The 23,592-nt window shown below is 58.6% G+C and carries 21 protein-coding genes; 13 read left to right on the top strand and 8 right to left on the bottom strand.

Annotation, left to right across the window (positions count from 1 at the left end; genetic code table 11):
* Positions 1-65 precede the first annotated feature (65 nt).
* The 3 genes from VWZ87_RS00555 to VWZ87_RS00545 form a co-directional block, all read right to left on the bottom strand.
* On the bottom strand, positions 66-1,610 hold the full coding sequence (locus VWZ87_RS00555) for a BCCT family transporter (RefSeq protein WP_416535482.1): 1,545 nt from the start codon (positions 1,608-1,610) through the stop codon (positions 66-68).
* Between the two features lie 62 nt (positions 1,611-1,672).
* Positions 1,673-2,662, bottom strand: coding sequence for a membrane dipeptidase (locus VWZ87_RS00550; RefSeq protein ID WP_416535481.1), 990 nt, complete (start codon positions 2,660-2,662; stop codon positions 1,673-1,675).
* 137 nt (positions 2,663-2,799) lie between these two features.
* Positions 2,800-4,251: an aldehyde dehydrogenase family protein gene (locus VWZ87_RS00545; protein WP_340547683.1), complete on the bottom strand. Its 1,452-nt coding sequence runs from the start codon at positions 4,249-4,251 to the stop codon at positions 2,800-2,802.
* Positions 4,252-4,361: 110 nt separating this feature from the next.
* On the opposite strand from VWZ87_RS00545, the gene VWZ87_RS00540 reads away from it, so the two are divergent.
* Both VWZ87_RS00540 and VWZ87_RS00535 read left to right on the top strand, forming a co-directional pair.
* On the top strand, positions 4,362-5,258 hold the full coding sequence (locus VWZ87_RS00540; protein ID WP_340547682.1) for a LysR family transcriptional regulator: 897 nt from the start codon (positions 4,362-4,364) through the stop codon (positions 5,256-5,258).
* Positions 5,255-6,262 (top strand): GlxA family transcriptional regulator, encoded by a 1,008-nt coding sequence (locus tag VWZ87_RS00535; protein WP_340547681.1) that lies wholly within the window; start codon positions 5,255-5,257, stop codon positions 6,260-6,262. The genes VWZ87_RS00540 and VWZ87_RS00535 overlap by 4 nt, the downstream gene beginning before the upstream one ends.
* A gap of 21 nt (positions 6,263-6,283) precedes the next feature.
* On the opposite strand, the gene VWZ87_RS00530 is transcribed toward VWZ87_RS00535, so the two are convergent.
* Genes VWZ87_RS00530 through VWZ87_RS00515 form a run of 4 tightly spaced genes read right to left on the bottom strand, consistent with a single transcriptional unit; the run spans position 6,284 to position 11,374 of the window.
* On the bottom strand, positions 6,284-6,847 hold the full coding sequence (locus tag VWZ87_RS00530; RefSeq protein ID WP_416535480.1) for a sarcosine oxidase subunit gamma: 564 nt from the start codon (positions 6,845-6,847) through the stop codon (positions 6,284-6,286).
* Complete coding sequence (locus VWZ87_RS00525) at positions 6,840-9,806, bottom strand: sarcosine oxidase subunit alpha family protein (RefSeq protein ID WP_416535479.1); 2,967 nt, start codon at positions 9,804-9,806, stop codon at positions 6,840-6,842. The genes VWZ87_RS00530 and VWZ87_RS00525 overlap by 8 nt, the downstream gene beginning before the upstream one ends.
* Positions 9,803-10,111 (bottom strand): sarcosine oxidase subunit delta, encoded by a 309-nt coding sequence (locus VWZ87_RS00520; RefSeq protein ID WP_340547678.1) that lies wholly within the window; start codon positions 10,109-10,111, stop codon positions 9,803-9,805. The genes VWZ87_RS00525 and VWZ87_RS00520 overlap by 4 nt, the downstream gene beginning before the upstream one ends.
* A gap of 12 nt (positions 10,112-10,123) precedes the next feature.
* Entirely contained in the window at positions 10,124-11,374 is a 1,251-nt protein-coding gene (locus VWZ87_RS00515) for a sarcosine oxidase subunit beta family protein (RefSeq protein WP_416535478.1), read from the bottom strand.
* A gap of 314 nt (positions 11,375-11,688) precedes the next feature.
* Here VWZ87_RS00515 and VWZ87_RS00510 point away from each other — a divergent pair, with 314 nt between their 5' ends.
* Genes VWZ87_RS00510 through VWZ87_RS00480 form a run of 7 tightly spaced genes read left to right on the top strand, consistent with a single transcriptional unit; the run spans position 11,689 to position 17,357 of the window.
* On the top strand, positions 11,689-12,636 hold the full coding sequence (locus VWZ87_RS00510; protein ID WP_416535477.1) for a DUF6282 family protein: 948 nt from the start codon (positions 11,689-11,691) through the stop codon (positions 12,634-12,636).
* Positions 12,637-12,647: 11 nt separating this feature from the next.
* Positions 12,648-13,433: an HpcH/HpaI aldolase family protein gene (locus VWZ87_RS00505; protein ID WP_416535510.1), complete on the top strand. Its 786-nt coding sequence runs from the start codon at positions 12,648-12,650 to the stop codon at positions 13,431-13,433.
* A 3-nt stretch (positions 13,434-13,436) separates the two neighbouring features.
* The gene (locus VWZ87_RS00500) at positions 13,437-14,336 is read left to right on the top strand and encodes a hypothetical protein (RefSeq protein WP_416535476.1); all 900 of its coding nucleotides are present in this window, start codon (positions 13,437-13,439) and stop codon (positions 14,334-14,336) included.
* A gap of 32 nt (positions 14,337-14,368) precedes the next feature.
* Complete coding sequence (locus VWZ87_RS00495) at positions 14,369-15,244, top strand: NAD(P)-dependent oxidoreductase (RefSeq protein WP_416535475.1); 876 nt, start codon at positions 14,369-14,371, stop codon at positions 15,242-15,244.
* Positions 15,231-15,863 carry a flavin reductase family protein gene (locus VWZ87_RS00490; RefSeq protein WP_416547680.1) on the top strand — a complete coding sequence of 211 codons (633 nt, stop codon included), beginning with the start codon at positions 15,231-15,233 and terminating at the stop codon, positions 15,861-15,863. Before VWZ87_RS00495 ends, VWZ87_RS00490 begins: the two co-directional genes overlap by 14 nt.
* Position 15,864: 1 nt before the next feature.
* Positions 15,865-16,731 carry a fumarate hydratase gene (locus tag VWZ87_RS00485; RefSeq protein ID WP_416535473.1) on the top strand — a complete coding sequence of 289 codons (867 nt, stop codon included), beginning with the start codon at positions 15,865-15,867 and terminating at the stop codon, positions 16,729-16,731.
* Entirely contained in the window at positions 16,728-17,357 is a 630-nt protein-coding gene (locus tag VWZ87_RS00480; protein ID WP_416535472.1) for a fumarate hydratase C-terminal domain-containing protein, read from the top strand. Before VWZ87_RS00485 ends, VWZ87_RS00480 begins: the two co-directional genes overlap by 4 nt.
* A gap of 8 nt (positions 17,358-17,365) precedes the next feature.
* Here the strand turns inward: VWZ87_RS00480 and VWZ87_RS00475 are convergent, their stop codons facing one another.
* Positions 17,366-18,142, bottom strand: a complete 777-nt coding sequence (locus tag VWZ87_RS00475) for a DNA-binding transcriptional regulator (protein WP_416536900.1) — start codon at positions 18,140-18,142, stop codon at positions 17,366-17,368.
* A gap of 245 nt (positions 18,143-18,387) precedes the next feature.
* On the opposite strand from VWZ87_RS00475, the gene VWZ87_RS00470 reads away from it, so the two are divergent.
* Genes VWZ87_RS00470 through VWZ87_RS00455 form a run of 4 tightly spaced genes read left to right on the top strand, consistent with a single transcriptional unit; the run spans position 18,388 to position 23,592 of the window.
* On the top strand, positions 18,388-19,527 hold the full coding sequence (locus VWZ87_RS00470) for a TAXI family TRAP transporter solute-binding subunit (RefSeq protein ID WP_416535470.1): 1,140 nt from the start codon (positions 18,388-18,390) through the stop codon (positions 19,525-19,527).
* Between the two features lie 3 nt (positions 19,528-19,530).
* Positions 19,531-21,504, top strand: coding sequence for a TRAP transporter permease (locus VWZ87_RS00465; protein ID WP_416535469.1), 1,974 nt, complete (start codon positions 19,531-19,533; stop codon positions 21,502-21,504).
* On the top strand, positions 21,497-22,699 hold the full coding sequence (locus tag VWZ87_RS00460; RefSeq protein WP_416535468.1) for a pyridoxal-phosphate-dependent aminotransferase family protein: 1,203 nt from the start codon (positions 21,497-21,499) through the stop codon (positions 22,697-22,699). Before VWZ87_RS00465 ends, VWZ87_RS00460 begins: the two co-directional genes overlap by 8 nt.
* The gene (locus tag VWZ87_RS00455) at positions 22,696-23,592 is read left to right on the top strand and encodes a 3-keto-5-aminohexanoate cleavage protein (protein WP_416535467.1); all 897 of its coding nucleotides are present in this window, start codon (positions 22,696-22,698) and stop codon (positions 23,590-23,592) included. Before VWZ87_RS00460 ends, VWZ87_RS00455 begins: the two co-directional genes overlap by 4 nt.

Genomic DNA, 23,592 nt, shown 5'->3' with positions numbered 1-23,592 from the left:
TATGATCTGAACAGGTCGGGCAGTTTGGATGGGTGGGCCGGGCGCCAGCAGCGCCCGGCAGCTATTCAGTTCTCTTTGCCTTTTGCCAATGTGATGCGCAGAGCATCCCAGAGCGATGGCAGAAGAATAAGCGACACCGGAACCGCGGTGACCACGATGAAGCTCTGTAGTTTTGATACGCCACCGGAACCGACGGAGATCAAAATGACCGCCATCACACCCATGGCGATGCCCCAGAAAACACGTACAGCGATGCTTGGTGTGTCGCCGTTGGTCATTGTAGCGGAAATCACGTAGCTCATCGAATCTCCGGTCGTGGCCACAAAGATCGTGGTCAGGATCAAGAACAGGATTGAGATCAAGAAACCCATCGGCAGATTGTTCGTGATTGCCAGCAGTGCCGCAGGCAGGTTGAAGCCTTCGAAAGCTGCGGAGATGGTGCCGGGCTGAGCCAGTTCCATCGCAATGCCCGTGCCCCCGATGATGGTGAACCAGAAGTTGGTCACGATGGGTGCGATGATCGACAGCATGATGATGATGGACCGGATCGACCGTCCGCGTGACACGCGGGCAATGAACATTGCCATCAGTGGCCCGTAGCCCATGAACCAGCCCCAGAAGAACACGGTCCACCATCCCAGCCAGCCGGGAGCGCCGAATATGCCTGCATCACCGCGATAGAGCGCCATCTGGAAGAAGTTGCCCAGATAGGTCGTAAAACCTGAGAAGAACGATCCGAAGATGAAACCGGTAGGCCCGGCAATGAGCACATAGACCAGCAACACGGCGGCCAGGATCACATTGATCTTGGACAGCATCTGGATGCCGCGCGACAGGCCGGTCATCGCCGAGATCGTGTAGAGTGCCACCAATGCGCCGATCACCACGAACTGAGTGGCAAAAACGTCCGGGATGCCGAAGAGATCGGAGAGACCATAGCTCACCTGAAGCCCAAGAAAGCCGATCGGACCGACGGTACCCGCTACCACGGCGATGATCGATGATGCGTCGGCGATCACCCCGATGGGGCCGTTGATAGCCTTGTCCTTGAACACCGGATAGAGCAGCGTCCGGGGGGCCAGCGGCAGGCCCTTTTCATAGTGATAATGCATCAGCATGACCGTGGAAAGCGAACCGAGGATCGCCCATGCCAGAAATCCCCAATGCATGAAGCTTTGTGCGATAGCGGGGGTAACGGCGGCTTCGCTACCGCCTTCGGCCCCGTAGAGGGGAGGCGAGTAGAGGAAATGCGCAATCGGCTCCCCGGCAGCCCAGAACACGCCACCACCAGCAAGCAGAGTACACATGACCATGGATCCCCACTGGAACGTGGTGAATTCAGGCGCAGCCAGCCCGCCGAGAATAGCGCGCCCACCGGGCAGGACGCAGAGCAGCAAACCGATCAGAAAGGTCGCAAGCAGTAGAATTTGCCAGTACAGGCCAAAATAGGTCGCCGAGATGTTGAACCCCCAGTCGACCAGTGCCGACAGCCCGTCAAGATTGACCAGTGCTGCGGCACAGAATAGCGCGATAAAACCGCCTGAAAGCAGAAATAGCGGCTTGTTGATCCGGCTCTCCTGCGGTGTTGTCTCCATAGATGTCTCTGACATCTTTCCCTCCCATTGGTTGGCCCGCGCACTGGTCGGGCCGATATTTCTGTCTATCCCGGTCTTTAATCCCCCGATTTTGGACCGAAATTCTCTTCAAAGAAGCGATACCAGTTGCCTCCCATGACAGCTGATACCTCGTCGTTGTTCATGCCGACCTTGCGCAGCCCGTCTTCGATATTTCCGAAGTCGCGGTTGTCTTCGAACCAGCTGGGCATTGGCGGGAAACCCGGCGCGGATTTGGAGCCTTCGCCGTAGTCGATCTCCTTGGTCCAACGACCCACACGCATCCATTCGACGACGCTGTCCGGCTGGTCCTGGCAAAGGTCAGTGCCGATCCCGAGATGTTCAACGCCGAATTTCTCGGCGGTTCGGGCAATCATCTCGCAGAAGCTTTGCAGCGTGCAGTTTGACTTGTCCTTCAGGTGATGCGGATAGACCGAGAAGCCCAGCATCCCGCCGTGGCCGGTCACTGCGCGGATGACATCATCCTTCTTATTGCGCAGGGCCGGCGACCATTCATGCGGGTTGGCATGAGTAATGGCGATCGGGCGGCTGGAAATTTCCGCTGCTTCGATGGTGGAGCGGTCGGCGGAATGGCTCATATCCACGACCAGGCCGACCCGGTTCATCTCCTTGATCACCTGCTTGCCCATGCGGGTGATGCCCATGTCCTCGGCCTCATAACACCCCGTCGCCAGCAGCGACTGGTTGTTGTAGGTGAGCTGCATGAAGCGGGCGCCGAGCGTGTGCAGGATCTCCACCAGGCCGATGTCGTCCTCTATCGGCGATGGGTTCTGGAAACCGAAGAACACCGCAGTGCGGCCGGTTTCGCGGGCCTTGTCGATATCAGAGGCCCACTGCCCCTTCATGATCAGGTCGGGGAACTGTTCGAACCAGCGGTTCCATTTTTCGAAGTTCAGGACCGTCTCGCGGAAGTTCTCATGATAGGCAATGGTGACATGGATTGCGTCCACGTTGCCCTCGCGCAGCTGGCGGAAGATTTTTTCCGACCAATTGGCATATTGCAGGCAGTCGATACGATATCCGGTCATTCAAGCACCTCGGTTTTCAAAGTCCACTACCCGGCCTGTAATGCCAGGCAGGATGCGCCCGCCTCGGGGGAAACAAGGAGGGCGGGCGCGTCCGCAAACTGGCAGGCCGGCGATGCGGCACTGCCAAGAATTCAGTCTCAGACCGGCTTGCCGGCGCTGATGTAGGCGGTTTTGACGGTGGTATAGAACTCCGCCGCGGCCTTACCCTGCTCGCGCGGGCCATAGGAACTGTCGCCGCGGCCACCGAATGGCACGTGGTAGTCGGTGCCTGCGGTTGGCAGGTTGACAGTGACCACACCGGTGCGCGCGTTGCGGCGGAAATGGGTGGCGCGCGCCAGCGACTGGGTGACAATGCCCGAGGTCAGGCCGAAGTTGGTGTCATTCACCACCGACAGCGCCTCGTCATAGCTGCCGACCTTGATCACGCTGGTCAGCGGCGCGAACATTTCCTCGCGGTTGATGCGCATGTCGTTGGTGGTGTTGAGGAAAACGCCAGGGGACATGTAGAAGCCCTCGTGCGGCATCTGCAGACGCAGGCCGCCGCAGGCCAGTTCAGCACCTTCAGAAGTGCCAATGTCCACATAGGCCAGGTTCTCGTTCAGCTGCTGCTCGCTGACCACCGGCCCCATCTGCACGCCCGCTTCCAGCGCGTGGCCCACTTTCATGGCCTGTGCCCCGGCGACAAGTTTGTCGACAAAGGCATCATGAATGGCCGCGTGGACCACGAGCCGGGAGGAGGCTGTGCATTTCTGTCCGGTGCCGCCAAAGGCGCCACCGAGGGCCAGCGTGACGGCCAGATCCAGATCTGCGTCGTCCATCACCGCCAGCGCGTTCTTGGAGCCCATCTCCATCTGCACCTTGGTCAGGTTCTGGATGGCGGCGGCAGCAATCCCTTTGCCCACCGGCACCGAGCCGGTGAAGGAGATCGCGTTCACTTTGGGGCTTTCGACCAGACGCTGGCCGATGGAACGGCCGGAGCCCATGACCAGCGAGAACAGGCCCTTGGGGATATCCTGCCGGTTGATGATCTCGGCCAGCGCGACGGCTGATGCCGGGGTGATGTTGGCCGGTTTCCACACCACGGCGTTGCCATAGCAAAGCGCCGGCGCGATTTTCCAGGAGGCGGTAGCGGTCGGGAAGTTCCAAGGGCTGATGATCGCCACCGTACCGACCGCTTCCCGGCGCACATCCACCTCGATGTCGGGACGCACGGAGTCGGCGTTTTCCCCGATCTGGCGGAGGCATTCGGCGGCGTAATAGGTGAAGAACTGGCCGGCGCGGTAAACTTCGCCTTTACCCTCGGCCAGCGGCTTGCCTTCTTCACGGCTCAGGAGCGTGCCGAGTTCTTCGGCGCGGGCCATCATCTCGTTGCCGATTGCGTTCAGCACGGCCTGCTTACGCTCAAGCCCATAGGCCGCCCATTCACGCTGGGCCACCTGCGCCTGGTCCAATGTCGCATCCAGTTGATCGGCGCTGGCCTGCGCGAAGATACCAACGAGGTCGCTCAAATCCGATGGGTTGCGGTTCTCAACTTCGCTCTCACCAGCCAGCCATTCACCGGCAATCAGGTTCTTTTGGATATCAGTCATGGTCGGAGGCCTCACACAGAATTCAGTTTCCATGGGTATGGACATGCGCGGCCACTTCAATCAAACTCAAATTACTGAACATCATTTCAGAAACTCTGAAGTTAGTGCTCATGGCTTTGAAAATTGAATTGCTCCGCGGTTTTGCTGCAGTCGCTCGAAGTGGAAACCTGAGTGATGCTGCCGGTATTCTTGGGCGCACGCCCTCTGCCGTATCGATGATGCTCAAGCAGCTGGAAACCCATCTTGGCGAACCGCTGTTTGAAACCGACCGTAAGAACAGGCTGACCGCCCTTGGGGCCTTTGTGCTGGAACAAGCAGAGCGCGAGTTGCAGCAATACGATACGATGGTTAAAGCCATAGAGGGCTATGCCAAGGCCACCCACGGACATGTCCGCATAGCCACGGTTCCATCGGTCGCCGGCACCGTCATGCCCTTGGTCTTTTCCAGGTACATCAACGATTTCAAGAATGTAGATATTGAGTTGCGAGATATGGATTCGATCTCGGTTCTGCATGAGCTGTCCCGTGAACGCATCGACATCGGCATTGCAACACTGGGCCAGAACAGCTCTGGATTGCACAGCCAGCATCTGCTGTCGGATGCGTTCGGAGTGATCTGCGCACCCAGTCACCCGCTGGCGCAGGAGCAGGGGAAAATCGAATGGGAGATGCTGCGCAACGAAAGGCTGATCGCCAATAGCCTGTCGGCCAGCATCAAGGCGGAGCAATCCAGAGAGCTGCACGACAGGGCGCTGTTGAAGGCACAGAACCTGACCTCCATCATGGCTATGGTGCAGGCTGAAATCGGGGTAACTATTTTGCCGGAGATGGCCGCGCGAGCCGCGAATGCGACGGGGCTGGCGTTCCGACCATTGGCTGATTCGCTTGCGACTCGCCAGATCCACCTGCTTCGCAAAACCGATACGGCGCTGTCTCCTGCAGCCCGTTTGCTGGAAAAACACATCCTGAGCTGTGCTGCCGAATTGACCAAAGGAGGCCTGTCGTGACCCTAACCAAGACGCCGCTTACGCTTGGCATTATGATTTTTCCCGGTTTCCCTATGGCTTGCCTGACGTCTTGCATCGAGCCGCTGAGGGCCGCCAATGAAATCGCGGGGAAGGAGGCGTTTCGCTGGACTGTTGTTGCCGAAACAACGGAGCCGGTCGCGTCCTCGGCAGGGGTGACGTTCAGCCCGGATCGTGTGCTGGCCGATCTTACGGATCACGATTATCTGTTCTTTGCGGCGGGTCCTAATGCGCGCTTTGATCAATCGGCGCGTGCCAATGCCGCGCTCCAGCGGCTTACCCGGAACAAGACCCGACTTGGAGCCTTCAGCGGGGGGGTGTTTCCGCTGGCACGCACCGGTTTGGTCGGGAGCGACCCGCTCTCGGTTCACTGGTGCTATGAGGCTGCTTTTGAAGCGGAATTTCCTGAGATCGAGAGGCTGAGCACAGTGATCTGCGATGAGGGGGCTTTCACCACGATTTCCGGGGCGACGGCGGTTTTCGACTATATGTTGACCTTGATAGAAGACCATCTGGGCGGCGATATCATGGCCGAAGTTGCCTGCTGGTTTCAGCATCCATATGTGCGCAGCGCCACGACGTCGCAAAAGACACCCGCGTTTTCAACAGCCAAGAGCAAGGATCTGCTGCCCAAGAAGGTGACGCAGGCCATTGAACATTTTGCCGAGCATATCGAAGACCCTATTCAAATCAGCGATGTAGCAAATGCCATTGGTGTATCGGCGCGATCCCTCGAACGCAGTTTCAAGGAGGCGACGGGTCAGAGCCCGCTGAAATACTATCGGATGATGCGGATGAATCAGGCGCGTCAACTGGTGCTGTATTCCAGCACCTCGGTCACCGAAATCGCCTATATGGTAGGTTACAGCACGCCGGGCGCGTTCCTGCGGATCTACCGCGAGAGCTTTGGCGTCACGCCGATCAATGATCGTCGTGCGAAAAACTCCCTCCGCGTAAAAAGCGGCGATGCCCTGCCTGCGGGATAGGACACCGCAGACAGGCGGGTTTTATGCGATGGAATGAGCTGCGCTGATAAGCGCGTGGTGAAGGGAGGCCGCGGAGGAGCGCGGTCCCAATACTGCCATGTGATCCTCTGCCCGGCGCCAGAGGAATACGCCGAGATGTTCCAACGTTCCCCGAATAACGCTCCCTGTTGCCATATTGCGCACAGGTGCATTACTGAGCCGTTCGAACAGATCGCAGAGTGTCGGACCGGCGACATCGAAACGGCACCAGCCATCGGTCTGTTCGACCACCGAGGCAGCCGCACCCACCACTTGTTTCAGATCACGCGCCAGCAATTCATGGCGGTCATGCGGGGCCGAGATCATCCATTGAGCGGGTCCGGTCCAAAAAACGGAGATATCCCCCGAGTCTGAAGATGTGCCGACATCTGGAAGCGTCATGCCATGCGCCGAACCAAGAGCCGCCCGCAGTGCCGGTTCCTGATCTTTGCGCGCTGTAACCGAGGCCAGGGCCTGGTCTGTCACCTCTGAGATGGTCAGGTCGCCGACCCGGTCAATCCAGGCCGTATCGCTGCCAAGTGGGCTGATTGGACTGAGCTTATGCACGGAGCTTCTCCCCTTCCGGGTCAACAAAATGTGGGCTGACAATCTCAACCAGGACTGTTTGGTTTTCCAACGGGTTCACAAGGCGCAGCCGTTCTCCTGTGCGGTCCGACCCACCTTTGACAAAAGCCAGGCCAATCGCGCTTTTCAGGATGGGTGAATAGGCCGCGGAGGTGACATATCCCTGATCATGTGCCGCATCCACGGGGCCGTCGGCTGCCATCAGATGCCCCCCGGCGGGCAGGCTGTCGCTGCTGTTGACGGGGCGAAGCCCTACCAGGTGCAGCGCCGCTTCGGTATTCATCCCCTCGCGTCGGCTGAGGACATTGCCAATGCAGTCCTTGCTGGTTGAGACCATGCGCCCGAGTCCGAGGTTTAGTGCGGATGTTGTCCCGTTCAGCTCATTGCCGGCGGCGTGTCCTTTTTCGATCCGCATGACACCCAGAGCTTCTGTGCCATAGGGGGTCACGTCGAATTCCTCACCGGCGGCCATCATTTCCCGCAGCAGCGCGTCGCCATAGCGTGTCGGCACCGCGATTTCATAGGCCAGCTCACCGGAGAAGGAGATCCGGAACAGTCGGGCGCGGCATCCGCCGCAGACGGTGATTTCGCCGCAGCCCATGAAGGGAAACGCTTCGTTTGAGATGTCAAATTCTGGGTCGACAATCTTCTGTAGCAATCTCCGCGCATTTGGCCCGGCGACGGCATATTGTGCCCAGGCCTCGGTTGTCGAAATCAGTTGAACATCCAGATCCGGACACAGGCACTGACGCACGAATTCCATATTGCGATAGACCAGAACCGCATTGGCCGTGGTTGTGGTGACGACAAAATGATCCTCTGCAAGACGGGCCGCAGTACCGTCATCATAGGCGATACCATCCTCACGCAGCATGAGCCCATAGCGCACCTTGCCAACCGGTAATTTGGCAAACCCGTTTGCATAAATCATGTTGAGGAAGGTCGCGGCATCCGTGCCCTGAACGTCGATCTTCCCCAAAGTGGTTACGTCGCAAATGCCCACCGAATTACGCGTTTGCAGCACTTCGCGGTCGACGGATTGGCGCCAATGGGTTTCACCGTCACGCGGGAACCACTGTGCGCGCAGCCAGTTGCCGACCTCAACGAACACCGCGCCTTGTTCCTCGGCCCATTTGTGACTGGGTGTCAGGCGGGTTGGGTGGAAATCCTTACCCACCGCTCGCCCCGCCAGAGCGCCCATCGCCACCGGCGTATAGGGCGGACGAAAGATTGTCGTGCCGGTTTCCGGGATTGACTTGCCGGTGAGCTCGGCCATCACTGCCAACGCGCCAAGGTTCGAGGTTTTGCCCTGGTCGGTGGCCATGCCGAGTGTGGTGTAGCGTTTCAGATGTTCGACTGAGGTGAAGTTTTCCTGATGCGCCAGCTTCACGTCCTTCACCGTCACATCATTCTGGAAATCCAGCCAAGCGCGCTTTGCGCCTTTGACCTGCCAGAACGGGGTCAGCGAGACGGGTGCGTCTTCAGCACGGGGCAGATCGGCTGCACCGGCCGAGATGCCGAGATCGGCAAGCGCCTCGATCGTTTTCTGGACTCCCCCCGCAAGGGCCTGTGCGGTGGTCATATCTCCCATAGCAGCCCCGGCGACCAGCTGACCGGTGGGCAGCCCTGCGGCCGGAACAAAAGACTGGATGGCCTCGTTCCAGACGGGGCGACCACGCTGGTGGCACGTCAGGCCCAGATTGGGATTCCAACCCCCGGACATGGCCAGCGCGTCGCAGGCGATTGTTCGGGTTTGCCCATTTGCCAGGCGCAGGGTGACAGACGTCAGGCCAAGCCGCCCCTTGGTGTCGGTAATCTCGGCACCTGCCAGAACCTCGGTTCCCGGCAGGGCTGGCGCATCCGGTCTCACGTCAATGATCGCGGGGACCTCGACACCCTTTGCCATGAGGTCACGAGCGGTTTGATGTGCATCGTCATTGTTGGCGAACACCACGACCGAATGGCCGGGGGTCGCCGCCCAGCGATTGGCATAGGCACGCACCGCGCCCGCCAGCATAATGCCGGGCCGATCATTATTTTCAAAGGCGATCGGTCGCTCAATGGCTCCCGTGGCGATCAGCGCGCGTTTGGAATAGATCCGCCAAAGGGTCTGACGCGGTTTGCCAGCTGCGGGTTTTGGCAGATGGTCGGCATTGCGCTCAACCGCACCATAGATACCGTGATCATAGGCGCCAAAGACTGTGGTGCGGGGCATCACCCGCACATTCGGGAGCGTCGCAAGCTCTGCCTGTGTCTGGGCCACCCAGTCCGGGCCTGACATATCGGACAAAGCCTGAGTTTCACTTAGCAGACGACCGCCCAGGTGACTATCTTCATCCGCGAGAATGACCTGAGCGCCAGCGCGCCCTGCGGTCAATGCTGCGGCCAGGCCGGCTGGTCCGGCTCCTATGATCAACAGATCACAGTGCAGATATCCCTTGTCGTAGGCGTCGGGATCCGCCTCACCGGTCAGGCTGCCAAGGCCCGCTGCCTTGCGGATGATCGGTTCATAGAGCTTTTCCCAGAATGCTTTGGGCCACATGAAGGTCTTGTAGTAGAACCCTGCGGTCAGGAAGTTCGAGAACCGGTCATTGATCGCCATCACGTCATGTTCGAGCGATGGCCAGCGGTTCTGCGATTGGGCCTCCAATCCTGCGTAGAGTTCGATAACCGTGGCGCGCGTATTCGGTTCCTGACGACCACCGGACCGCAGTTCAACGAGGGCGTTCGGCTCCTCGCTGCCCGCGGTCAGCACGCCCCGCGGGCGGTGGTACTTGAAGGAGCGGCCCATCAGGCGCACGCCATTGGCAAGCAGTGCTGACGCCAGCGTATCTCCCTGATGGCCTTGGTAGTTCTTGCCGTCGAATTGGAACGACAAGCCTGTGTCGTGGTCGATCAGTCCGCCGGACAGACGGTTTTTCAGTGGGGGGTGCGAACTCATTGCAGCGCCTCCTGCGGCGTGTTTGCGGCTCTGTTCGCAAGGGCAACATCCCGCGCCAGTTCAACCTTCAGTATCTCATGCGTGACCGTATTGCGGGTGACGACCAGCCAGGAACGATCGCCCTGTTCATGAAACCACAATTCGCGATGCTCCCCAGCCGGGTTCTGACGCAGATAGAGGTAATCGTGGAATTGCTGCAGCGCGGTCTCCGAAAGCCAATAGGGGCGGTTCATAAGGCCAGCATCGCCCAGATAGGTGAATTCCTGCGCGTCGCGTGGGCCGAGTAGCGGATGGTTGATGATCATCTGGACAAGTCCTCAATGCAGGTTCGGTTGGGCGCCCTGGCCCTTTTCGTCGATCATGCGGCCAGTCATGAAGCGATCCAGCCGGTAGGCGGTTGCCGTCTCATGCGGGCGGTCTGTTTTCAGCAGATGGGCAAAGCAGTAGCCCGCAGCTGGCGTGGCCTTGAAGCCGCCGTAGCACCAGCCCCCGTTGAAATAGAGCCCGTCGATATGGGTCTTGTCGATGAAGGGAGAGCCGTCCATCGACATATCCATGATGCCGCCCCAGCTGCGCAGGAGACGCGCGCGACCAAGAGCCGGGATCAGGGACATGCCGCTTTCCACCACATCCTCGACCACTGGCAAATTCCCACGTTGTGCGTAGGAGTTATACATGTCGATATCGCCGCCAAAGACGAGCCCGCCCTTGTCTGACTGGCTGCAATAAAAATGCCCGGCGCCATAGGTGATCACCCCAGGAATGAAGGGCTTCAGCCCCTCGGAGACGAAGGCCTGCAGAACATGGCTCTCGATGGGCAGGCGCATCCCGGCGAGGGCCATGACCCGGCTGGAATTGCCAGCAACCGACACGCCCACCTTTCCCGCGCCAATGTAGCCGCGAGAGGTTTCGACACCGCGCACCTTGCCTCCGTCGATACGCAGGCCCGTGACCTCGCAATTCTGAATGATATCGACGCCGCGCTGATCCGCGCCCCGGGCATAGCCCCAGGCCACCGCATCGTGGCGCACCGTACCGCCGCGCCGGTGCAGCAACCCGCCCTTGATCGGGAAGCGGGCATCGTCGAAGTTCAGGAAGGGATACATGGCGCGTACACCGGCGGTATCCAGCAGTTCCGCGTCCGAGCCGTTCAGGATCATCGCATTGCCGCGGCGCCGGGCTGCGTCGCGCTGCGCATCGCTGTGGATCAGGTTCAGGATCCCACGCTGGCTGACCATCGCATTGTAGTTCAGATCCTGCTCCAGGTTTTCCCAAAGCTTGAGCGAGAACTCGTAAAAAGGCTCATTGCCATCCAGCAGGTAGTTGGATCGGATGATGGTTGTATTGCGTCCGACGTTGCCGCCACCAATCCAGCCCTTTTCCAGCACCGCGATCCGCGCGCCGCCGAACTCCTTGGCGAGGTAATAGGCAGTGGCCAGACCATGGCCGCCGCCCCCGATGATGACGTAATCGTAGGCGGGCTTTGGCGCTGCATCGCGCCATTGCGGGCGCCAGCCTTTGTGCCCGCTCAGAGCTTCCTTGATCAGTCCAAACGCAGAGTATCGCATGGGGGCTCCTGTTTCTTGCCGCACCAGTTGCCGCGAATTCGAGGGATCTTGCCGATGCGCTTTCGGACAAGATTCAGGTCAGAATCGACATTCGGGGCCTGGGCCCCTTGCCAGTCTTTGCAATCTTCGATCCCGAGTGCTTGGAGGGGTCATCCTACAGGGCCGAAAGTGGCGATGATTCCGGGGCGGGTCCAGTCGGTATTGGCGGGCGAGGCGCATGAATTCCACCATGTGGAATACGGCTCTGGCGTCATGGATGCCGGTCTGGATTTACCCGATCATCGGTCCCGATTACCCACAAAAACGGTACCAAGATGACACAGAGCCAAAATCGAGAAGAGTTCCGCGCGTTGATAGCTGATGTCGATGATGTGGTTGTGGACCGCTTAATGGTCGGTGCCGTTGATCTCCACGTGCATTCAGGACCCTCGATCATGGAACGCCAGATCGACCATATTCAGGCGGTCGAGCAAGCGGCGGCTGCAGGAATGCGTGGCATCCTGTTCAAGGACCACCATTACTCGGTTGCACCGTTTCTGCCGATGATGAAGCGTCTGGTCGGGGATCTGGGCGTAGCGATGTATGGCGGGTTGGTTCTGAACAACACGACCGGGGGATTCGACCCGCATGTGGTTGATTCCCAGTTGAAACATGGCGGTACGATGATCTGGATGCCGACGGCGCAATCGGCCAATCATATCCGTTCGTCCTTTCGGAAATCGCGGTTGGCGATGAATGTGAAGCTCAAGCCTCCACGGCTTTTGACCGTCGTGGACGATCGGGGGGCGATCATTGATCCGGTCAAAGAGATATTGGATTCAATTGCCGAGTTCGATGCGGTTCTGTCCTCAGGGCATCTTCACGTCTGGGAGATATGGAAGCTGTTTGAGGAAGCCAAAACGCGTGGGGTGAAAAAACTGATCGTCAATCACCCAATGTACGGGCTTCACTTTACCTACGACGACATTCGCGAGATCGCCGAATTTGGTGCGCTGGTTGAGCAATCTGCCTGCCTGTATGTTGATAGCCGCTTTAACGTGTTCGAACCGCATCTTCTGGCTGAGCACATCCGCGCTGCCGGTGTCGAACATTCTTCGATCGGATCAGATTTGGGTCAGATCGACAATCCAACTCCGGTCGAAGGAATGCGACAGGCGATCAAGCTGTGCCTCGTCAGCGGCTTCAGCGAGGATGAAATTCGCCTGCTGGTGCGGGATAACCCGTCGCGTCTTGTTGGTCTGCCGCCGGCCTCCGACGTGTGAAAGGGCAGGATATGACCTATGTTAAGGGCGGATTTCGTCAGAGGTTTCTACACGAAACCAATCTGACCGGGAGTTTTCTGAAGATTGCGCATACCATGCCTGCGGAAATCCTCGGGGTGGTCGGTTATGACTTTGTAGTGGTCGACGAGGAGCACGCTCCGATTTCTCGTGAGGCCACGGATCGGATCGTTCTGGCCTGCAAGGCGGCAGATATTGGCTGTCTTGTTCGGGTAAAGAGCGCCGAACCGGCGGACATCCTGTCGGCTTTGGATTGCGGTGCAGACGGGATTCTTGTTCCGCATGTTGACACAGCACAGAAAGCCAGGGCGATCGTCTCCGCCGCGCGCTATCGCGGCGGATCGCGGGGCTATTCGCCGACGACGCGTGCGGGTCGATTCGGGGAGGTCACGCTCGCCGAGCATGTTGAAAAGGAAGACAACAGGGGCCTGGTCATCGCGATGATCGAGGATCCTTTGGCGGTCGAGCAGATTGACGCGATAGTGACGACCGATGGGCTGGATGGTGTGTTTATCGGGCGCGGCGATCTGACCGTTGCCTATGGCGAAACAAAGCCCGGGTCAGAGCCTGTATTGCGGGCGACAAAAACCATCTGCGCAACGGCGCGGGCGCACGGGGTGGCGATCTGCGCCATGGCGGGTTCGGCCAAGGATGCCGGATGGCTCTGCGAACTGGGAGCGACCGCCTTCGTGCTCGCGTCTGATCAGACGTTCATTCGCGATGCGGCCCGCGCGCGGCTTGCCGAGCTTCGCAATGCCCTTCCCTCAGTACAGGAGTGACTGATGGCCTATGACAAGACAGACCCGCGGTCGGCGCTGCGCACAAAAGCCGCGGCCAAGCCCAGAACGGGGCTAGTAGCGATTCCGCAGATTGGTGAGTTCGACAAGATCGACCCCGCTGTTCGCAGCAGCGACGGCCTGACATGGTGCCTGAGAGGCCAAAACTTTGTTGTCATGCGCACCGAAGCGGAACCGGGAGGCAGTTTTACCAGACAAAATCAGTGCGACGAATATGTTGTCCTGCTGCCGGAGAACGGCGCGACGATCACTGTCGGCGGTAATTCCTGCGACGTGCCTGGGAACTCCATTGCCTTCGTGCCACCCGCCGACAGCGCAGTGATCCTTCCCGAAGGGGGGCGTTTTTTCCGGCTGTTCACCAGCCGATCAAAGGATCTGGTGGCGCTTTGCACCAATGGTGACGCTTATCAATCGCTGCGCAGTCATATTCCGCCCTTGCAAGACTGGCCAAAGCCCACCGATGGGTGGCAACTCCGGCATTACTCGTTGGATGTCCCGCCAGAGCCGGGTCGATTTGGCCGGATTTTTCGATGCACCACCTTCATGGTCAATGTGCTTGATCCTTATGACGGGCCACGCGACACAACCAAAATGTCGCCACATCATCATGATGATTTCGAACAATGCTCACTGGTGCTTGAGGGCGCTTTTTCGCATCATTTGCGCTGGCCCTGGACCACGGATATGGCGGATTGGCGCCCTGATCAGGAGGTCAAAGTGGGCGCCCCGTCGGTGACTGTTATTCCTCCGCCCGTCATCCATACCAGTCGGGCGACGGGTGCTGACAGAAACGCAATGGTTGATGTCTTCTGTCCCCCGCGTGAGGATTTCAGTCTGAAACCCGGTTGGGTGTTGAATGCGGCTGACTATCCGATGGCGGGCTGACCGGATCGGAAAAGTCTTTGAAGGAAATGGCGATGAACGAACGAGTTGGCGTTGTTGGGCTTGGCAAGATGGGCGCGGCACTTGCGGCAAGATTGGCTGAACAGGGCTGTTCAGTTTCGGGCTGGACGCGGAGCGGGGTGGACCTGGATTGGGCCGATGCGCGGGGAATTGGTGCCCCTGCCATATTGGACGATCTGGTTGCGGAGGTCGATATTGTCCTATTGTCGCTGTTTGACGACGGGGCGGTCGCGGCAGTGCTGGACCGGCTGATAACCTGTGATTTGCGTGGCAAGCTGGTTGTCGACACCAGCACGGTTAATCCGGCCACGCTGAAAGGATATGCCGACAGGATCACGGCTGCCGGAGCTGGGGTTCTGGACGCGCCTGTTTCGGGCTGGCCCAAGGTTGTCTCGATGGGACAGGCAGGCGTCTTTATCGGCGGTGAGCCTGTTGATGTGGCCCGCTTCGTGCCGGTGGCCGAACTCTTTGCAAACCGGGTTTTTCACGTCGGCCCGTTGGGCCAGGGGTTGGCGGCAAAAATCGTCAATAACATCATGCTGGCCAGCTATTGGCAGTCGCTGCGCGAAGCGCTCGGTGTAGGGCGCAGCCTCGGCCTGCCGGGTGAGTTGATGTTGGACATTCTGATAAGCGGCCCTGCAGCAAATGGTGCTCTTTCCGGGAAGTCCGAGATTATTTTGGGCAAAGAGAGCCCGGCGAGCTTTACAGTCGCCGGCATTGCCAAGGACCTAGGGGTGTTTTGCGAGGTGGCAGCCCAAGGCGGAGTCGCGACGCCAGCCTTGCAGGCTGCGCTTGAAAGCTTCACCCAGTTTCGGGATGCCGGGTATGCAGATCGCGATTTCGCGGCCATGCCGGGTGCAATTCTGAAGGATGGCAATGATGTTCTTTGAACCGTCAAAAGGGCACGGCTTGCCACATAACCCTATCTCTGCCTGCGTTGCGCCACGGCCTATTGGCTGGATTTCGACTGTGAGTGCCGATGGCATCCATAACCTTGCGCCGTTCAGTTACTTTAATCTCGTGCATAATTTTCCGCCCACCGTCATGTTCTCGTGCAATGGGTTGAAGCCGGACGGCACGCCCAAGGACAGTTGGGTCAACGCTGAGAATACGGGTGAATTCGTCTACAATGTCGCCACCTATGATCTGCGCGAGGAGGTCAACCTGTCCTCGACCGCTTGGGGCAGCGAGGTTAGCGAGATCGACGAGGTCGGGCTAGCTTCGGTCCCGTCTAGGCTGGTCCAACCGTTGCGGGTTGCAGCTTCTCCCATTCAGTTTGAGTGCAAGACCATCGAGGTGCTGCATTTGCCAACTGAACGTTCTGAGAACCCCAATACGATCGTGTTTGGCCATGTGGTTGGTGTTCATATTGACGATGCCTGCCTCACCGACGGGATGGTGGACTACAACAAGGTCAGGCACATCAGTCGCCTGGGCTATCTGGATTTCGCCGAAATGGGGCCGCGATTTCAGTTGCCTCGGGTCTACGTCAAGAAAGAACAGGATTGAGATGATCAGATACGATGCGCTGCGGCGGCTGACCGGCGATCTTTATGATTGGTCATTAAAGAAGATCCCCGAGGACACGAAAGCACGGCTTGCCGAAGCCTATGCCGAGGAAACCGGTGAGAACGCTAAGAAGGTGCTGAACTTCATGATCCGCAGTTCGGAGCTGGCCGAAGAACACGACCGGTTTTTGTGCTCGGATGCGGGTGTGCCGGTCTATTCTGTTAAGATCGGCAGTCAGGCACGGTTCGAAGGGGATGTGAAATCTGCCTTCGTCGATGGTTTTGGCGATCTTGTTGAGCGCATCGATCCGCCGCTTTTGAAATTTGTTCAGAACCCTCTGACAAACGAACGCTCCTATCAGGGCAAGGATATGCCCATCATCAACTGGGATATCGTCGATGGCGCGGATTACATTGACATCACATGTTCACCCAAGGCGCTCGGCTCAGGTCGTTGGGCGGCGCTGGAGATCTTTGTTTATCCTAGACTGGCCGATATTGAGGAGTTCATCCTCAAGACGGTGATTAAGGCCGGCTCGCAGCATTGCCCGCCCGTCATGATTGGCGTCGGTATTGGCGGGTCTTTCGATCAGGCTGCAAAAATCGCAAAGAATGCGACCTTGCGACCGATGGGTACGACAAACCCCGAGCCGATCCTGGCAGATATGGAAAAGCGTTTGCTCAAGGCAATCAACAAGCTGGGTTTCGGTCCAATGGGGCAGGGCGGCGATACGACAGCACTGGGCATCCATATCGATTATTCCGCCGGTCATGGGTTTACGCCAGTGGCAGTGTGCTTCAACTGCTGGATCAACCGGAGAACCCGCGCGCGCCTCTATAACTCAGGCAAAATCGAGCGGATCGAATGACCAATACGCAATCCCAGAGCCACGATTTGACCTTGCCGCTGCAACAGGATTGTCTGGACAGGCTTAGGATCGGTGACCTTGTCTATCTCACAGGGGATATCGTTGTAACCGTTGGTCTGCCGACGCATAAGCGGATGAAGGACTATCTGCAATCGGGGGTTGAGCTGCCGATAGACCTCAAAGACGGTATGTTGTGTCAGGTCGGTGCTTATATCGAAGAGAGTGGATCCGACAAAACATGTCGCTACATCAACCCGTCAACCAGCACGCGATTTGAGCCCCATCTGCCAGCGATCATTCGCGCCAGTGGGGTAAAGGCGATCGGTGGAAAAGGCGGTGTCGGTCCGCAGACGGTAGAGGCAATGCGCGAGATGCGCTGTGTTTATCTGTCATTTGTGGGTGGGGCCAGCGCATTGACGTCAGAGGCGGTCGAAGATGTAATCGACGTGGCGTGGACAGATCTCATCCTGCAATTTCGGCTGACGCGCTTGCGCGTGAAGCAATTGGGCCCCTTGACCGTTGGTGTCGATGTGCGTGGCAATTCTCTCTATTCCGAGTTGCAGGCCCAAGCGGATTCCCGCTTCGAGGCGCTGATGAAAGAGTTGAACGAAACCCGAGCACGTTGACACAGCTCTCAGGTCAGATCGCGGACATTGCTGGCGATCTGTTTGGCCGCATCCTGTAGCGGGCGCAGAAAGTCGCGAACGGCATCCGCGCGCCGGACGGCCGAGCGGAAATAGGTAATACCCAAAGTCCCCAGTACGCGGCCTTCGCCAAGGATCGGAACCGCGATCGTGTTGGAGCTTTCGTTGCCGGCGGCGCGCAGCCGCTCCGCAAATCCCTGCTGCTTGATGAGGGCCAGTCGCCCTTGCAACCCGGTTTCTGTGTCGCCTGATTGCGGCGTCTCACTCTTGCCGCGTTCGAATATCGATTTCAACAAAATGCGCTGCTCGTCCTCGGGACAGAAAGCCAGATAGGCAAGTCCCAGCCCATGAAGATCCAATGACAGGCGCATATTCACCGTTGCGTGAAACGGTGAAATCGGGCTGTCGGGAATGGTTGAGAACCGAACCACGACATCGCCCTGATCTGGAATGGCGATTGAGACCGGCCAAGTAACCTGCTTTGTCAGGGCAATGGCATAGGCACGCCCGGCTTCGACAACCAGCGGGTCATTGTGAAACCCGGCACTAAGCGACATGACCTTTGAGGTCAGAACATAGCCCGACTGGCGTTCATCTCTGCTCACATAACCCATGTGTTCCAGCGTCTGGAGCAACCGCACGATTGTCGGCTTTGCGAGTTTGGTGCGGAGATGCAGGTGAGCAACCGTGGAGCTTTTGACGCGGTTCATTTCCTCAAGCACCGCCATCGCCCGCTCGACGGATCTGACCGGAGTATACCGTACCAACAACCTGCTCCCTTATGCGATGTCTGGAACGCTTACCATATTGTTCCACACAGTGGAACAGCCCTGCGCAATCGTTGAGAGGTCGCAGGCAAGACCTGACAGTAAATCACAGGTTAACTCAGACGCTCGTCCAGGTTTTCGACCAAGAGTTTTCAATGGGGCAAAGGCCAGGGCGACTGAGTTCTAACCAGAACAAAGGGCGGAAACCGGACCGCGTAACCGACTAGGAAGTGTGAGAAATAGAAATGACCAAAACGCTTAGAATAATGGGTCCGCTTTTGGCGATGTGCCTGGGCGGTGCCGCCGCGGCGGAAGAGACCAAGCTGCCCGATACGTTGTCGTGGACAGCCTATAATGTCGGAAGCTCGGGCTATAGCCAGTCGGTTGCTATCGGCAAGGCGCTCCAGGACGAATACGGCGTTACGCTGCGCGTTGTTCCGGCTAAAAATGACGTCTCTCGCGTTGTGCCAGTGGTGAGCGGTCAGATCGATTTTGCCGCTGCCGGATCTGGCGTGTTCTATGCAGCTGAGGGCGTCCTCGGGTGGGCGAAACCGGAACTGGGGCCACAACCCCTGCAAATGGTGATGAGCGCATCCGGCAACAACTGTCTCGCGCTTGGAACTGCGGCAGACGCGAATATCGTGACTGCGGCAGATCTCAAGGGCAAGCGGTTGCCTTGGGTTGTCGGTTCACCCGCGCTACAGACCAATGTGACGGCCTTTCTCGCATATGGCGGATTGACTTGGGACGATGTCACCAAAGTCGAGGTAAGCGGGTTTGACGCGGCATGGAAAGCAATCCTGAATGATCAGGCCGACGCGATGACTTCATTTACCACAGGCGGCGGCACCGAAGTTGACGCGTCTCCGCGGGGTTTGCGCTGGCTTGAAACTCCACATGATGAAACCGCAAATTGGGCGAGAATGCAGGCCGTGGCCCCTCATATGGCCAAACGGATCGCAACGGCCGGTACCAACATCTCGGATGCTAACCCGTTGCAATGCAGCGGCTTTCCCTATCCAATTCTCGTGACCGCGCCGGATCGCGATGCTGAGCTTGTGATGAACATGGCAAAGGGCATCGACGAGCAGTTCGAGAGATTTGTCGCCGCCGAGCCCTCCGCCAGTGGCTGGGCCAAGGATCGGCAGAATTTCCAATGGGTCTTGCCGTATCATGAAGGAGCGGTTGCGTATTGGAAGTCGGTTGGCCTGTGGTCTGACGAAAATGAAGCGCACAACCGGTATCTTCTGAGCCGGCAGGCTGTGATCGCAAATGCGTGGCAAGACCTGGAAGACAAAAGCGCCGATGACTTCCAGAAGCGCTGGATGGCCGCGCGTGCAGATGCGCTGCGAGCGGCAAATATGCCGACAGTTTGGGATAACTGATCCATGAGTACGAAGATGGACGACCTAGAAGCGTCGGTCAGCCGTTTCCGACCTGTCGGCAATGCCTGGCTCTGGTTGCTGCGGGCAAGCACCTGCGCCGTAGTGTTTCTTTCGATCAATCAGGCCTTCAATCTGCATTTCTTTGTGGGCCATACACTTCTTGCAAATCAGTATATGTATCTGCTTTTGCTTTTGATCATCCCGTCCGTCTTCATCATCTTGCCCATTGGCAAGGCTGCGACCGGCACCAGGGTGCCGTTTTACGATATCGTCCTGGCGGTCCTGACCGGATCTGTGCTGTGCTGGTTTATCGCAAACTCGCTCAACATGATGCAAAATGGCTGGGAACTCGCGGCACCCGCGCGCGCCACCTATGTTTCGATGGCACTCTGGGTCCTGATCTTTGAGGCCTCGCGCCGCGCCGGCGGCACGGCACTCGCCGTTATTGTGGGCGTCGTGTCCCTCTATCCATTGTTTGCCGATGCCATGCCCGGCCCCATTCGCGGGTTTTCCTACCCGCTGGAGACTGCGGCGGGTTACCATGCCATGAGCAACGAGAGCATTGTGGGCATCCCGATGCGGGCGTTCGCCAATCTGGTCATCGGGTTTCTGATCTTTGGTGCAGCGCTACAGCATACCGGGGCGGGCACATTCTTCATTAATCTTGCCTTTGCTCTGCTGGGACATATTCGTGGCGGGCCAGCGAAGGTTGCGATTGTAGCAAGCGGCCTGATGGGCTCGATGAGCGGCTCGGTTGTGACCAATGTCATGACCACCGGTGTGATGACCATCCCTGCGATGCGCCGTATCAAGCTAAAGGCACCCTTTGCCGCCGGGGTCGAGGCCTGCGCTTCAACGGGTGGTGTGCTAATGCCGCCAGTTATGGGCGCCACAGCCTTCATCATGGCCAATTTTCTCGAGGTCTCTTACGCCAGTGTTGCAATGGCCGCGATTATCCCGTCGTTCTTATATTTCTTCGGGCTTTTCATCCAGATCGACGCGCGCGCGGCGCGCGAAGGTATCAAGGGGCTTGAGGCCGCGGAATTGCCATCGGTGCGACAGACGCTGAAAGAAGGGTGGTTCTATATCTTTGCCTTCGCTCTCCTTGTTTATCTGCTGCTTTTCCTTCGCCGCGAAATGCTGGCGCCGTTCTATGCAACTCCAGTGCTGCTGATCATCAATCAGCTGTTCTCAAAGAACACGCGCTGGGGACGTGACGAGCTGCTTGCCTTTGTTGACACGCTGACGAAGCTTTTTGCCGAACTCGTTAGCGTCTTGGCGGGGATTGGTTTGATTGTGGGTGCCCTCTCGATGACCGGGCTTGCCGGAACGTTGGTGAATGACCTGCTGTCGATCGCTGGCGGCTCGCCTATGGTGCTGTTGATCATCGGGGCGATGACCAGCTTTGTGCTTGGTATCGGTATGACGGTGACGGCGGCCTACATCTTTCTTGCGATTATTCTTGCTCCCGCACTGGTTGCGACCGGGATGAATGCAATGGCCGTCCATATGTTCATTTTTTACTGGGGTATGCTGTCGTTCATCACGCCGCCTGTTGCGCTGGGGGCGTTTGCCGCCGCCTCGGTCGCAAAGGCACCGCCAATGGCCACGGGAGTTGAGGCGATGAGACTTGGCAGCGTCATCTACTTCATCCCCTTCTTCTTCGTGCTGGATCCGGCGTTAATTCTGGTCGGCAGCCCGGGTGAAATCGTGATCGCACTTAGCATCGCGGTATTGGGTGTGATGTGCTTTGCCAGCGGTATGCAGGGCTATCTGGCGGGTGTTGGTCGTCTGAAGCTACACGATCGGCTGCTGCTCATTGCGGGTGCGATCATCATGCCGCTCCCCGGGCACACGGTCATCCCGCTTGAAAAGCATGAAATCCTGGGTTTGGCGGCGCTTGTGATCATCCCGGTGGTGGCCTCTGCCTTTCTGCGGGAGCGGCGGCTTGGCAAGATCGAGCTAAGCCATGATTGATGCTTTCCCAATACTGGCCGCCGGACCGGAAACCATTCTGATCCCGGGGCCGTCGATCCTTCCCGATGCCGTGCGCACGGCGATCCAGCGCCCCTCCATCGACATCTATTCCGGGCCGCTTCTCGACGTGACGGCCCGGTGCGAGGCAGGCTTGCAGAAAGCATTCGGCACATCGCAGCGGGTCTTTCTCTATGCGGCCAACGGTCATGGCGTCTGGGATGCGGCGCTCTGCAATACGTTGTCGCGCGGAGATCGAATTCTGGTCTTGGAATCCGGCCGGTTCGCGCTTGGCTGGGGAGACATGGCAGAGGCGATGGGATTACAGGTCGAGATCCTGCCGGGCGACTGGCACCGACCCATCGACACCGACGCGCTGATACGGCGATTGACAGAAGACAGCGCGAACGAGATTGCCGCCATCCTCTGTGTTCAGGTCGATACCGCCTCAGGCGCCTGCAACAAGATCGGTGCCATCCGGCAGGCCATAGACGTCACTGGTCATTCTGCTCTGCTGATGGTGGATGCCATCGCGTCGCTGGGCACCATGCCATTTGCTTTCGACGAATGGCACGTGGATGTGGCGGTATCAGCGTCACAGAAAGGTCTGATGTGTCCAGCGGGACTGGGTTTCGTGGTGGCAGGACCGCGCGCATTGGCGGCCCATGCCTCAGCGGGTCTGCGGTCCCGCTACTGGGATTGGACCGCGCGAATGACGGGTGATCACTACTCTAAATACTGTGGCACGCCGCCCGAACAGCTCTTGTTCGGGCTCGCGGCAGCACTAGACATAATGGAGCGGGAGGGGCTCGGCGCGGTCTTTACACGTCACGCAGCGCTTAGAGATGCGACACTGGCCGCAATTGGCCAATGGTCGGCGGCGGGCGCGATGGCGAATATTATGGACCCGTCTGCTCGCGCGCCATCGGTATCGGTGCTGAACTTTGCCGATACACACGCGCATAGGATCATCGCTTTCTGCAAGCAACATTGCGGTGTTACGCTGGGCCGGGGACTGGGCGACTGGGCCAACAAGTCGATACGGATCGGGCATATGGGGCACATCAATGCACCGACCATTCTGGGGGCGATATCAAGCATTGATTTGGCTCTGAAGGTGCTCGGCATACAGGCCGATGCAGGCGGAGCAGGGGCGGCGATAGAGGCCTTGGCCAATCTGGAAGAATCCCGCGCATGACCGACCAAGCACCCTGCATAATCTGTGTGGCAATTACCGGGTCACTGCCCCGCAAGTCCGACAATCCGGCGGTTCCAATTTCCGTTGATGAACAGATCGAAAGCACCCAGGCCGCGTTTGAGGCCGGCGCCGCGATTGCGCATTGTCATGTTCGGAACCAGGACGAAACACCCAGTTCGGATCCTGAGAAATTCGCGCGCCTGATGGAAGGAATCCGCAAGCACTGTGATGGCATGATCGTCCAGCTGTCCACAGGTGGCCGGTCCGGGTCTGGCCGGACGCGGGGCGGTATGCTGTCACTGAGGCCCGATATGGCGTCGCTTTCGGTCGGATCAAACAACTTCCCAACACGGGTCTACGAAAACCCGCCCGAGCTGGTTGATTGGCTGGCAAGCGAGATGGCGGCCTACGGTGTGATGCCGGAGATTGAAGCCTTTGATCTTAGCCATATAGTAAATGCGTGCACGATGGCGCAAGAGGGTAAGTTGCATGACCCGCCTTATGTGCAGTTTGTCATGGGGGTGCGCAATGCGATGCCCGCAGACAGAGCCATATTTGATATCTACCGGGCAACGCTGCAACGGCTGTCGCCGACATCGCCGTGGTGCGCTGCCGGCATTGGCGCTGCCCAGTTGGTTGTCAATGAATGGGCAATCTCGACAGGTGGACACACGCGAACGGGTCTTGAGGATAATGTCAGGCTCGACCGCAATACGCTGGCGCCGTCGAACGCTGCACTCGTGGAGCGTGTGACAGCGCTCTGCGAAAAATACGAGCGTCCTGTCGCGACCACAGATGAGGCACGCCGCATTCTGGGATTGCGGGCGTCGACGCCAGGGCCGCAGGTCAAGGAGACTGTGTGCTCAGGGGAACGGCTGGAAGTCGGCGGGTGA

The organism is Phaeobacter sp. JH20_37 (assembly GCF_048056015.1).
Taxonomy (GTDB): Bacteria; Pseudomonadota; Alphaproteobacteria; order Rhodobacterales; family Rhodobacteraceae; genus Phaeobacter; species Phaeobacter bryozoorum.
The sequence above is the reverse complement of the archived record's forward strand: the minus strand, read 5'-3'. Positions and strand labels throughout refer to the sequence as shown.